A 12,833-nucleotide genomic window follows, 5' to 3' on the forward strand; every position below is an offset into this window, starting at 1 on the left:
TTATGGGGTTTGGAAAGATGTTGCCTAGGATAGGTCATTCTGTGTTATTGTGCTCATTGGAAATGGACTTTAGCCTTTTGTAAAAGGAAATATTCAAAAACAAAAACCAAAGAATGCAACAGATAAAAGTCAATTTCTGGATAATGGGAAGCAGACGTATAAAGGCACCGGTTTCATAACTGTAGTAATTCACCATAAAAATAAATAGGCAGACAACTCCAAATATGAAAAGCTTGAAGTACCCTATCTTAAAAAGCTCTATAAAACAAGTAATAAATGCCAAAGCCCCAAAAATACCCGCTATTCGCAAGGTAATATCATGGGTTCCGGAGGTCAAGAAAAAAGTAGTCCCCAAGGACAGGATACCCGATAGCCACATAATGCTTCTATTATAGCTTTTGACCGGAAAAAATAGGGGTAAATAGGCCCATAACAAGAGTAGGCTAGCGCAAAGTATCGCTAACGAGGCCCTTGCAAAGTATCGCGCCGAATTTAGTTCTCCATTAATTGCGTAGTGATCCAATAGGTCGCAGAGGTAATTGTTCCAAAAACTAAAGCCATTTTTATTGGGCATGGCAAAAGATCCTCCTGGATAGTTTAAGGCGGCAATGACGTACAAAACAATGAACAGGCCCATCCCCACTAAGGGAAGCAACAGGATAAACGGTTTGGGTGCATCTATTCTAAAATTCATTGTAAACAACAATGGTTTGGAACGGGAATCTGGGAAACTTGCGAAAACCATAACGATTTGGATAGTCCGGTTTCCAGTAAACGTACTTAAAAATAAATTGAGAACGGTTTATTTACAATGGCAAACCAAAAAATCTTTAAGCATCACTCCTAGAGCCAAAGTCCCGTTTTTGTCGCCAGTATTTGTTTTAGCTCCTCGGTGGTATTCCAATCAATGAGGTTCAATGCCTGTACTCCACAAAGCCTATGTACCATTTGAATTCCTGCCAAAGTATTGGAGGCAATTCCTGTCACAATATCAGGAACAACTTCAAAAGCTTTCATCAACCCATACACGGCGTAGGGATCTGAAGCAGCTAATACGGTACATTTTATATGCTCCCTTAGCATATCGATAGCGATATCCCCGTTATACGGTTCCAATGGAGAAGCCCCGATCTCGATAACGGCAATGTCGGATTTTTGTAATTCAATTTTGCTGAGTAGTTGCCCCAATGCCGTCCGGTACTTTTCTTCCCGACAAATAGAAGAGGGAAGTCCCACATCCACAAAATCCATTACGGCATCAGCACCAACATCCTTTAGGGCCAAAATATCCTTGAACCGTCCTGCCCCGGTGAGTTTTGCGCCCACTACGGAATATCCGGCCAATTTAAAGAGGTGGGTAACGATACGGGCAGAGGTGGTCTTACCGGCGGACATAGAGGTACCCACAAAAAGAACAACGGGGGTGTTGAATGGAATTTCTGTTATGGGCTCCACAAAATCCTGCATATTCAATTTCTTGCCTTGTCTCTGGACATGACCTTGATATTGTACTTCTATCATATTGGGGATAAAGGCCGATTTTGAGGTCAGTTTTCCCATCAGTCCAGCTCCGGTCAACACATGCATTCTAAGGTCATTTTCTACCTCCCGCCAAGTACCTGTGGCCTCCAAGGTAGCAAAGCGCTCACCCAATGCCCCTACAATAAACTCACCACCGATGACACCGCGCATCCGCCCGTTGGGAAGTTCAAGATTCAGGGTATTGCTACCGGCATCGATAATTTTGCAGACGACGTAGTCACCGGTTTCCCATTTCATTCTAGGGAGTTTCCGGGTACGGAAACCTGTTTCCGATAAATCGGAAATACGGGTAAGTGAGGTATAAATATATTTTTGGTCCATGACTAAATCAATTTGTCGATTTGGATACTAATAATAAAGCCAACAGAGCGGTACGTTGCGGTAGTTGCTCCATATAAATAAATTCGTGAACGGCATGGGCGCCATCGCCAGTTGTACCCAATCCGTCCAAAGTTGCCGTATAACCGCTGGTTGTGTTACCATCGGAACCTCCGCCAGCTATTGCTTCTTCCAGTTCCAGGCCCAATAGCAGGGCCTTGGCCTTGGCCATTCGCCATAGTTTTTGGTTTCTGGGTGTTCGTTCCATGGGAGGTCTGCCCATCCCCCCTTCCACTATAACCTGTACATTGGGGATACTTGGTCTAAGCCTATATATTTTTTCGGTAATGACTTCACCGTCTTCTCTATTGAGCACACGAACATCAACTACAGCCTTACTTTCCGGGGCCACTACGTTAGGGGAGATACCCCCTTGGATAGTCCCCACATTTACCGTAATACCTTTTTCAAAATCGTTCATGGCATACAGTTGTAGTACTTGATGTGAAAGCTCTACAATTGCATTGATACCTTTACCGGGATCTAGTCCTGCATGGGCCGCCTTACCTTTAACGGTTATTGTAAAACGACCCAGTCCTTTTCTAGCGGTCTTAAGTTTTCCCTCAATGCCCAAAGGAGGCTCCATAACAAATGCCCGTTCGCAAATTTTTGCCAATCGCTTTATAGTGTCGCGGGATTCATAGCTTCCAATTTCCTCATCTGAATTGATGAAAACAATGGGTGTTAAGGGTAGTTCCATGTTGCGTTCTTTGAGGACCCTTAAAGCGAAGATCAATTGCGAAAGCCCTGCTTTCATGTCATAGACGCCCGGCCCTTTCATTTTATCATCATTTTTGGAAATGGGCATTGTTTTGAGGGTTTCTTTTTTCCAGACTGTATCACAATGTCCCAATAGCAGTTGTAACGGTTTGCTTCTATCTCTTTTTTTGGGACGCGCGTAGAGATGACCACCGGTTTCCTTGCCCAGAACGTGATGGACAACAAAGCCAAGCTCCTCAAGTTTTTTGCCAAGGAATTTCAAGATTTCCCTTTGGGATCCGACATCATCTGAAGGTGATTCCAAACGCACCAATTTTTCGAGCAGTTCAATCTGTTCATTCTGGTGCGTTTTAAGATAGTCTAGCACTTCCGAGGCGATATCTACGGTCATACCTTTCATTTTTTGAAATCTTTGGGAAATGGGAAATTGAAGGTGTCGGAAACCTTGGCGAAACGGCCAGGAGCTATATAGGCCAATAAAGGATGCTTATATAATTGCTCCTGTTCGTCCCTTTCCGATATCCGTAGATAATCCTTATCGATATAGGCCGCCTTTACCATGCCCGTAATGATGCTATTATGGTCAAAACCATCAATAATTATGTATAGTTCGCATTCTAAATATAAATAGGCATGCTTGATTAACGGAGCATCCATACTGTTGGCTTTTACAATGGGTAGTGCCTCCACGATACCCTGTGATTTTGAAATATTATCTTTCCTCGGGGATGCACTTAAAGAAGTAGTTATGATTTGGTCCGGTTTGGGAAAACTTACGGTAAATTCTCCATTTTCTTTTACGTTGTCATAGGTGCCATGCCTTGGGGTACACACAAAACCAAAATAGTTGCCAAAACCCAAGGGAGTGGCCATGTGTTTTGGTGCGAGATTATATCCTTTATCTTCCTTGGTGCCTATAATGACTAATGGAGCAACCGTAAATACACGTTCCCAAATGGAGAGATTCAAATCCAAGGAAGTGAATCGGTCTTTTTGTAATGTTTCCATACCATGAAATTATGGCTATGGACGGGGTTCTGTAATGATTTTGGTCAGGTTGTAAGGGGGATAAAAATCTTGCCCCAAATTTGGAAGACCGGTTTTAACGACCTATGACTTAAAGACTATTGATCGCCTTTTTTAGTTTATCCCGAACTTCTTCGGCGATTCCGGTCAATGCCTCATTTTTTATTGCCATCATTGATGCAATAGGATTTACTGCGGCTATTTCAACACTACTATTTGCGATTTCACGGACAATGACATTACAGGGTAACATGGTACCTATTTTATCCTCCACCTGAAGGGCCTTATGGGCAAATGGCGGATTACAGGCCCCTAGAATTATGTAGTTGGGGAAATTTACCTCCAGCTTTTTCTTCAAAGTAGTTTTGATGTCTATTTCGGTAAGAATTCCAAAGCCTTCTTTTTTAAGGGCCTGGGTCGTTTTTTCAACAGCTTCCTTAAAAGTGGTATCCGTGATTGTTTTATTAAAATAGTAGCCCATTTTTATATATTTTTCGTAATCGGACATTTTTAGTTTTAGGACAGGTCCCCTATCCTGTGGAGGCTAGAGGAAACCAAATGGTAAAAACAGGAGGCCTAAGGCCTCCTGTCTTCTTTTGAAATGTTCGATTCATTCTATACTTCCAATTTATCCTTAGGTCATCTTATCACTAAGAATGCCACGGGGTAAGATTTGGGTAAAGAATAACTCGAACCTTTCCGGCCATTATCGTCATGCGACTATAAGGACCTTTCCCCAAAAACCTTCATCCGGCATTCAACTATCCTCAGTTTTGAATGAAATCTCTATGAAAATGCACTAACTACATAAGAGTCCGGAATTTGAAGATTAGGGAAGTCGTTGAGCACCCATTTTATGGTTGCAAGACATTATCACTGGGAAACTGTTATCATTTGATCTTAATTAAAGCCAAAAAAACAGGAAGCCGAAACTTCCTGTTTTCCCATAAAAAAATGAAATTCATCAATACTTTCTATCAATCTTTTAAACCACTTTATCACTAAAATGGGTTAACCTATTAATTTGGGTACTGATAGCATCCTTTTCTCTACTATGATCGTTACCATCTGCCGATGCTGCCGATCAATGCCTTATATGTCTAAAAAGAGACCGGAATACCGAAATATTCCGGTCCCCTAGAAGATGTTATTCAACCTGATGACCACTTACACTGGCCCTTACTTGAATCTATTGCTAGATTCTTTCAGCACTCAAAAGGTATAACGGGTATTTGTAACCTCTTCCTTTGCTTCATCTCACTACTCCCCACGAATAGTAAGTATGTTTGCCATTTTCAAAGAACTGTATCACTTTTAATCGAACGCTAAGATAGGGTAGTGAACCTCTATTCAAAATGACCCAGGTCAGTTTGGAACTTTTTTTGCCTTTTTAACACAATTTTTTTCTATCCAATCGTATAGCACCTCCACATATTTTTTGTTGTATGGTTCTGTACAGGGTTATGGTTTTGTGCATTCCAACTTATTATCCGTTTTCTTGAATACTTGCTGTAGGGGGTTCCAAAAGCTCAAAAAACTGATCCAGTTTGGGCAGGATTACGATTTCCGTTCTACGGTTTTTGGCACGTCCTTCCACAGTTTCGTTCGTAGTCTTGGGGAGATATTCGGAACGGCCACCAGCGGTCATTCGAGAGGGTTGCACACCAAATTTGTTTTGCATCAACCTAACTATGGAAGTGGCCCGCTTAACGCTCAAGTCCCAATTGTCTACCATACATTCGTTGGCAATGGGTACATTGTCCGTATGGCCTTCTACCAAAATATCCAGTTCGTTGTGGTCGTTTATAATCATGGCTATTTTACCAATGACTTCCTCGGCCCGATTACTAATTTGGTAACTTCCCGAACGGAATAACATCTTATCCGAAATGGACACATAGACCACACCTTTCTTTACTTCGATATCGATATCTTCATCGTTAAAATCGTCCAAGGAACGCTTTAGATTCATGACCAGCACCAAGTTAATGGAATCTTTGCGCTGCATTGAGGTGGTGAGATCCTTAATGTATTTATTCTGTTCGTTCAAGGCCTCTAAGGATTGTTTGATGCTTTCCGCTCCGGATTTGCTTACCACGGAAAGATCGGATAGTCTGGCCAACAAATCGGTATTGGTGCTTTTAAAATATTCCATTTGTTGCTCCAGTGCTTTTAATCGATTTCTTTCATTCGCCAAATTGTTTTCAAGCACGGCAACCTCGTTCCGGCTGTCGCCCAATGTGTTTTCGCATACTTCTGCCTTTTCCTGAAGGGCCATATATTTTTTCTGGCTTACGCAAGAGGCCAATACCAGTATCCCCAGCATTGCTATAATTTTTAAAGTGTTCATTGTTTTGGATTTTAGTTTACCATAAACGCTTCTGCAAAGGAAAATGGGACGGGGATTTTGTACAATGACCTGTGTCATGCCCAGAATAATTGATGTTTCCCGACCTTCCCAAAATCAGGGCAACACCTCTGCCGCAGAGCCTATGGAAAAGAACATTGTACTGGAATTGTCCATCAATTTTATGGGATAGACCTTTAAGATGAGGGGTATTGATCGTCAAACCCTATGAACCTGATCTTTGTTTTCCTGTGATTTCCAAGAGTTGAATCCGATACACTATCGGAGAGGTTCTTTCTGCCCCAAGTTTGCTTGAGAATTCAGAAATAAATTGCAACTTCTTTGTCTGCTTACGGTTAATGATTTCCTTTACCCCATTTGAAAATTCATGCAGTAGGTGCTTGGCATTGATGCTACTGAGTTCTTCAAATTTTCCATGCGCCAAGACAGATTTCCAACGATTTACCGATTCAATTTCATCTACCTCCATGGATACTGATCGGTTTTTCCGCATAGCATCAATTTTATGGCCCTCCTGGGAATAACTGATAATACTGTTGTGCGATTGATCATAATAATATGTAATGGGAATTACAAAAGGACTTTCACCGGCAATATAGGCCAAATGGCCAATGTAGTTGTTGCATAGCAGTTGAATGCATTCCCCAAAACCTAAATCTTTAATCATAACCCATTTACTGTTGTAGTATACGTAGAATAAAAGTAGGGGAGAAGAACTTCTTTCAATATGACCTAGATCAGGAAAATAGCTTCTTTGAGGAAGAAATTTTCAGTCGTATTTTGGTATTGTACGATTTTCCGTCAAGGAGTCTTACGTAAACAAAGGATTATTCTTTCGGGAAATATTATATTTATGGAATGCTACTTACTTTCTTAGGATTTGATTTCGTCAAAATCAACGGCCAATGACCACTATCTTACTTATTGAAGATCATATTGGTATATTGGAGAATACTGCCGAGCTTTTGGAACTTGAAGGTTATAGGGTCATTAAGGCCAAAAACGGAAAGGAAGGTCTTAAAGAACTGGCCAGTTTTATTCCTGATCTTATTATATGTGATCTGTTAATGCCGGAAATGGATGGACTTACATTGCTAGCCATGTTAGGGAAGCACCCTGATTATAAGAAAATCCCCTTCATTTTTTTTAGCGCCAAGGCAGAAAAAATGGATATCAAAAAAGGATTGGATTTGGGTGCAGACGATTACTTGGTAAAACCTTTGGAACTTGAAGACCTTTTGGCCTCGATTAAAAAGTGTTTACGAAGGAAAAAACTTTCCTAAACTTTCCTCAATAGCTTTTTAAAACATTTGATTTTTTCACCTCTTTTTTATCATGATAAGGGAATAACGACCGGAATGATCCAAGTCATTGTGGAATCACCATAACCCGAATACATTTGATCCGGCGAACATGATAAGAACGTTCATCCAGTATTCACTTAAGTAGTATTAACATAAATCCATAGTTATGAAAAAAGTTGTTTTGGGCCTATTGGCCATCGGCTTCGCTTTCCCCACTTATGCACAGACCGTCGATACGAAAAAACTCTCCGAGGTAATAGTATATGCGACGAATTATAAATACCTAAAGGATGTAAACACACGAGAAGTAGCTTCCATTCCTGTTGAATTGTTAGAGCGCAAAGTAGCTGCCTATAATCCAAAAGGTTCCGATTTCTATCAGGACGAATATGATCTGTACCAAATCAGTTTTTACCTTCCGGAAGGTAAAATTCTTGCAGCTTATGACAAGGATGGAAATTTGATTCGCACAGCCGAAAGGTTCAAGGACATTAATTTACCAAACCCAATACGGGAGGCGATCCTAAAACGTTTCCCCGGATGGACCGTAACCAAGGATGTTTATTCGGTAAGCTACCATAAGAAAAAAGGTGCAGCCAAAAAATACAAGCTTAAACTGGAAAACGGGGACGAAACCATACGTGTAAAAATTGATGAAACTGGAGAATTTTTATAATACATGCCTACCGGTCCATATAAATTATTATTCACTTAAAAAGCATATTATGTCCGTTTTAAAAGTAATCGAAGTTTTGGGCAATAGCACCAAGGATTTTGAAGATGCCATCCAAAATATCATTGACGAAGCATCTAAAACCGTAAAGAACATCAAATCTGTTTATATCCAAGATATGCAGGTGACCGTAAGCGATAATCAGATTGTTGAATATCGTGTAAATGCCAAAGTCACTTTTGGTATTGTAGAGGTATAATCCTTTTTTGAACAAGGAATACCTAAAAGTACTGCCAAAACTACGTATCCCTCCACTGGCAGTACTTTTTTATTTTACAATTCATAGAATTTGAGCTTTTCCCAAAAAAGGTATGGCCAAACGTTAAAATTTTTAAGACTGATTTGGATCATTGTGGGTTTAATACATTTTGTCATATTCATACAAAGCGGAAATCAAATATTGTGAATAAAAACAAATGGAACAATGGCACAATCCATGGAACATATAGCGGACATTGGGATACAGGTAAGAGGGTATACGCTCCAAGAACTTTTTAAGAACAGTCTAAAGGAAATGGCCCAAATTCTCAAGGAGGGGTGTTGCGATGGCGTTGATCATTACGATTGTTCTATGAGGATAGTCATATCCTCCAATGATACTACCTGCCTATTGATCGATTTTTTATCCGACGTACTGGCCCTTTCCTATATACAGAAGACCCTTTTCTGTCATGTTTACTTTTCAGAACTCTCGGCTACAAAAGTCGATGCTCAGTTATATGGCATATGGTTCGACCATTTTGATGAGGAAATCAAGGGAGTGACCTATCACGAAGCGGCTATATCAAGAAACGCCCAGGGCTGTCTGGAAACTAATATCATTTTTGATCTTTAAGCTTTCGATGCCAAAAACGGAAACGCTATTTAGGTACACTTTTTCTTTAAAGAAGTAATAGGATTTAGAGATGTGAAAAAAGTCCAAAAAGCGCACATAACAAAATTGGAGGACTATCTGTGGGAGATTCCAAAATCCTTTCGGGAGGACATGCGTGTCCCTGCCCAAATCCTTGCCTCTGAGGGTCTTCTTGATGCCATTATCAAGGACAGATCCCTTAATCAATTGGTCAATGTTGCCACACTTCCGGGCATAAAAAAAGCATCGATGGTGATGCCGGATGTACATGAGGGCTATGGTTTTCCGATTGGAGGGGTGGCGGCAATGGACTACCCGGAAGGAGTTATTTCGCCTGGAGGAATAGGTTATGATATCAACTGTGGGGTACAACTGCTAGCATCGCAACTTCAGATAAAGGACAATAGGGATGCCGTAGAAGCGCTATCGAAGGAATTGCATGCACACGTTCCTGCCGGAATGGGAAAGGGAGGAACAATTAAACTCACCACCGAACAACTGGACGAAGTACTTGCAGAGGGTGCCAATTGGGCCGTGAATCATGGATATGGAACAAGGGAAAGCCTATCCTATATGGAAAGTCATGGAAAATTGAACGATGCAGATCCCGCGTTTGTTTCCACAATGGCCAAAAATAGAGGGTTGGACCAATTAGGGACCATAGGTTCGGGCAATCATTTTGTGGAGGTCGATTTTGTTGAAAAAACATACAATAACACAATTGCCAAGACTTATGGTTTGCAAAAAGGTCAGATAGTCCTTTTGATTCATACAGGTTCCCGTGGCTTGGGACATCAAGTAGCAACGGACCATATTCGTAAAATGATGATGGCCATGTCACACTATGGGATAAATGTACCGGATAGGGAATTGACCTGTGTTCCTTTTAATTCAAAGGAAGGACAGGAATACTTCAAGGCAATGTGTGCAGCGGCTAATTTTGCCTGGTGCAACAGACAAATCATTTCTTGGGAAGTTAAAAATGCCTGGGAAAACATTTTTGGTAAAGAGGGAGGGGACTTGAGATTGCTTTATGATGTGGCACATAACATTGCAAAGATTGAGATGCATACTATCGAAGGTACGTCCCGAAAGGTCATTGTACATCGTAAAGGCGCAACACGTGCCTTTGGTCCAGGATTTAAAGAGTTACCGCCTGAGTATAAGGGAGTGGGACAACCGGTAATCATTCCAGGAAGCATGGGCACTTGTTCCTATGTTCTAGCGGGCACTTCCAAAAGTCATGAAATGACTTTTGGATCCTGTTGTCATGGTGCGGGAAGACGACTTTCAAGAAGTGCTGCCAAACGACAGGCAAATGCTCCCGTGTTAAAAGAAAAGCTTAGGGAACAGGGTATTTTTGTCGAAGCGGGTTCCTTTAGGGGCATTGCGGAAGAAGCTCCGATAGCTTACAAGGACGTAGGCTCGGTAGTTGATGTCGTAAGTGCCTCAGGGATTGCAAAAAAAGTGGCAAAATTGAAACCGGTAGCGGTTATCAAAGGTTAATGGTATTAGTTTCTTCCAACAATTGTATGGCCTTTTGATCGGAAACCTGCCCGAACACTTTATAGAACTGCCCTACGGCCTGGAAATCATAGGGCGTCCGTAAGCAAATGGTTTCGGTAACATTGGAAATAGTTTCAAATTTTCTGATGACAGTGCTCGGTGCCACGGGTATGGCGACTATTATTTTTTTGGGCTTTTGATGAGCTACCAGTTCTATTGTGGCAAGAATGGTATTACCCGTTGCTACACCATCATCGACAATGATTACCGTTTTATCCTTTAGGCTTTGTGGGCACCTATTCACATAATATTGCTCATAGCGTTGTCCAAGTCTTTTCCGTATTCGTACAATTTCCTTATCAAGGTAATCTTGGGGTACTCCAAAGGCATTGGTAAGTATAACATCGTCCAAGCTAATCGCCCCAATGGCGTATTCCTTATGGTCCGGGTGTCCTATTTTTTTGGTCAGGGCCACGTCCAAGGGAGCGTTTAAGGTCTTGGCAACAATAGAACCAATAGGGAGTCCACCTCTAGGTATGGCCAAGACCACTACATTTTCATTTTTGAATCTTAGCAATTTTTCCGCTAATTGAATTCCCGCGTCAATTCTATTCTTGAACATATTTACGATCTTGTTTAAAACAAAAAGTCTTATAGTTTTATGCTGGTATATTTTCTAGATCAAGACTTTACCAATTCAATCTGTTGAATGGAAAAGTATTAAACCACAACATTCTTCTTATGATAGCTCAATAGTGGTAAATGACCTTCACTTTTCATACGTTTCACCAAGTCACGATGGCGGAGGCTTTTAATAAGGCTATGACCTTCCCGTTCCAACATAGCGACCAAATCGGGCGCAATTTCATCGACATATTCTTGTAGGGTCAAGAAAACATCATCACCAAAACGAAGTTCAAATTGGATGTTCTCATAGGTAACTTTATGTCGTAACATGTTCCTGAACCATTCCATTTGGTCCTCGCTGGTATGACGGGGCTTTGTGGATACATGCACCAAGTGGATATCGGCTTCAAAAGGTTCTGCCAATTCTACTGTTTTTTCGATGGCGAAAATATCGGTTCCCTCAAAATCAGTGGCATATACCATTTTTCTGATTCCATGGAAATCAGCATCTTCGGGTATGGCTAAAATAGGACAGGGAGCAGAATTGATCAATGCGCTGGTGGTACTTCCCAAAAATACTTCCTTGATACGGCTTCCACCTCTGGTCCCCACTACAATTAGGTTCACCTCCAGTTCTTTGGCGTTTTTAATGATGACTTCGGAGACTGGCTTTCCTTCGTCCACTTTCCAGGTAATGGCCAGGGGTTCATTTTCGTTTCTTAGATGTTCGTTACAAAAAGCGATCAATTTTTCACGATGGTCCCCGAAGGCCCTTACTTCCCTACGTGAATAGGTATAGGAGATGGTACTGGCCAAAGTCAGGGGTAAATCAAATACATGAAGGGCCATCAGTTCTGCATTCAGTTCCTTGCTCAACGCGTAGGCAAAATGCAGGGCCGCTATGGAATTCTCGGAATAGTCGGTGGCATATAGAATAGTATTCATCACTTCTAAATTTAGTATGAAGCTAAAAAAATGATGTCAAGATGAAAATGATAGGTATCAGTTTGGGAATAATTATCCGGATGATTTTGGTCATTTTGATTGAAGACTACCTCAATTACCTTTAAACATATTCACATTTATTGGGATGCCTTGGCGGGAGAATCCATCATCGTGAAGGCCCATAATTTGTCAAAAAAAGGTAGGTGTCACATTAGAATCCAAAAATGAAAATGTCCGCATTTAAAAATTTCAATATAGCCGATTGGTTTTCATTTTACCGCATTTTGGCAGTGCCTTTGTTACTGCTGCTCATTTGGTTTGAGGAGCGGAGATTGTTCACCTGGTTTTTGCTCATAAGCTATAGTACCGATGCTATTGATGGTTATTTGGCCAGGAAATTGAAGATTACAAGTGCCAGAGGTTCACAATTGGATTCCATAGGCGATCAAATCACCCTTGTATTGGGCCTAATCGGGCTATGGGTCTTTGAAAACACATTTATCAGGGACAATCTGTTGCTTATCGCTGTAGCTTTCGTACCCTATATTATCCAAATGTTGATTGCCTTGAAAAAGTATGGCAAGGCAACGGCCTTTCATACCTATTTGGCAAAAGCTTCCGCTGTGATACAGGCCGGTTTTATTTTATGGACCCTGTTTTTGGGACCCGTATATTGGCTTTTTTACGTCATGATCGTCATCGGGGTTTTGGAAACCATAGAGGAAATCACGCTTATTTTTATGTACGACGTTTGGGTGGAGGATGTAAAAGGCATTTATTGGGCATTTAAGGATAAACGGCGAGTGGAAAATACCCTATAAAATAACAATA

15 protein-coding genes are annotated in these 12,833 nt (G+C 41.1%); 6 read left to right on the forward strand and 9 right to left on the reverse strand.

Going from position 1 to position 12,833, the window contains the following annotated elements:
• Nucleotides 1-34 precede the first annotated feature (34 nt).
• From D7Z94_RS18455 to D7Z94_RS18485, 7 genes are all read right to left on the reverse strand, one after another.
• Nucleotides 35-694 (reverse strand): hypothetical protein, encoded by a 660-nt coding sequence (locus D7Z94_RS18455; RefSeq protein ID WP_120713216.1) that lies wholly within the window; start codon nt 692-694, stop codon nt 35-37.
• Nucleotides 695-843: 149 nt separating this feature from the next.
• Nucleotides 844-1,863, reverse strand: a complete 1,020-nt coding sequence (locus tag D7Z94_RS18460; RefSeq protein ID WP_120713023.1) for a hypothetical protein — start codon at nt 1,861-1,863, stop codon at nt 844-846.
• Nucleotides 1,864-1,870: 7 nt separating this feature from the next.
• Nucleotides 1,871-3,031 carry a M20 family metallopeptidase gene (locus tag D7Z94_RS18465; RefSeq protein WP_245967243.1) on the reverse strand — a complete coding sequence of 387 codons (1,161 nt, stop codon included), beginning with the start codon at nt 3,029-3,031 and terminating at the stop codon, nt 1,871-1,873.
• Nucleotides 3,032-3,036: 5 nt separating this feature from the next.
• Nucleotides 3,037-3,648: a flavin reductase gene (locus D7Z94_RS18470; RefSeq protein WP_120713025.1), complete on the reverse strand. Its 612-nt coding sequence runs from the start codon at nt 3,646-3,648 to the stop codon at nt 3,037-3,039.
• Between the two features lie 109 nt (nt 3,649-3,757).
• Nucleotides 3,758-4,147: a DUF302 domain-containing protein gene (locus D7Z94_RS18475; protein ID WP_120713217.1), complete on the reverse strand. Its 390-nt coding sequence runs from the start codon at nt 4,145-4,147 to the stop codon at nt 3,758-3,760.
• Between the two features lie 1,005 nt (nt 4,148-5,152).
• Complete coding sequence (locus D7Z94_RS18480) at nt 5,153-6,016, reverse strand: OmpA/MotB family protein (RefSeq protein WP_120713218.1); 864 nt, start codon at nt 6,014-6,016, stop codon at nt 5,153-5,155.
• Between the two features lie 223 nt (nt 6,017-6,239).
• A complete protein-coding gene (locus D7Z94_RS18485; protein ID WP_120713026.1) occupies nt 6,240-6,701 on the reverse strand; it encodes a pyridoxamine 5'-phosphate oxidase family protein in 462 nt (153 codons plus the stop codon).
• 238 nt (nt 6,702-6,939) lie between these two features.
• Here D7Z94_RS18485 and D7Z94_RS18490 point away from each other — a divergent pair, with 238 nt between their 5' ends.
• From D7Z94_RS18490 to D7Z94_RS18510, 5 genes are all read left to right on the forward strand, one after another.
• Nucleotides 6,940-7,317: a response regulator transcription factor gene (locus tag D7Z94_RS18490; protein WP_120713027.1), complete on the forward strand. Its 378-nt coding sequence runs from the start codon at nt 6,940-6,942 to the stop codon at nt 7,315-7,317.
• A 187-nt stretch (nt 7,318-7,504) separates the two neighbouring features.
• Nucleotides 7,505-8,014, forward strand: a complete 510-nt coding sequence (locus D7Z94_RS18495; RefSeq protein ID WP_120713028.1) for a nicotinate-nucleotide adenylyltransferase — start codon at nt 7,505-7,507, stop codon at nt 8,012-8,014.
• 49 nt (nt 8,015-8,063) lie between these two features.
• Complete coding sequence (locus tag D7Z94_RS18500) at nt 8,064-8,270, forward strand: dodecin family protein (protein WP_120713029.1); 207 nt, start codon at nt 8,064-8,066, stop codon at nt 8,268-8,270.
• A gap of 225 nt (nt 8,271-8,495) precedes the next feature.
• Nucleotides 8,496-8,906 carry an archease gene (locus tag D7Z94_RS18505; RefSeq protein WP_120713030.1) on the forward strand — a complete coding sequence of 137 codons (411 nt, stop codon included), beginning with the start codon at nt 8,496-8,498 and terminating at the stop codon, nt 8,904-8,906.
• 72 nt (nt 8,907-8,978) lie between these two features.
• A complete protein-coding gene (locus D7Z94_RS18510; RefSeq protein ID WP_317125787.1) occupies nt 8,979-10,430 on the forward strand; it encodes an RtcB family protein in 1,452 nt (483 codons plus the stop codon).
• Here the strand turns inward: D7Z94_RS18510 and D7Z94_RS18515 are convergent.
• Together D7Z94_RS18515 and D7Z94_RS18520 are read right to left on the reverse strand one after the other, a co-directional pair.
• Entirely contained in the window at nt 10,420-11,052 is a 633-nt protein-coding gene (locus D7Z94_RS18515) for a phosphoribosyltransferase (protein ID WP_120713031.1), read from the reverse strand. The genes D7Z94_RS18510 and D7Z94_RS18515 overlap by 11 nt on opposite strands.
• Nucleotides 11,053-11,150: 98 nt before the next feature.
• Nucleotides 11,151-12,002, reverse strand: coding sequence for a universal stress protein (locus D7Z94_RS18520; RefSeq protein ID WP_120713032.1), 852 nt, complete (start codon nt 12,000-12,002; stop codon nt 11,151-11,153).
• 230 nt (nt 12,003-12,232) lie between these two features.
• On the opposite strand from D7Z94_RS18520, the gene D7Z94_RS18525 reads away from it, so the two are divergent.
• A complete protein-coding gene (locus D7Z94_RS18525) occupies nt 12,233-12,823 on the forward strand; it encodes a CDP-alcohol phosphatidyltransferase family protein (protein WP_120713220.1) in 591 nt (196 codons plus the stop codon).
• Nucleotides 12,824-12,833 lie beyond the last annotated feature (10 nt).

The sequence above is a fragment of the Ulvibacterium marinum genome (assembly GCF_003626755.1).
GTDB lineage: Bacteria > Bacteroidota > Bacteroidia > Flavobacteriales > Flavobacteriaceae > Ulvibacterium > Ulvibacterium marinum.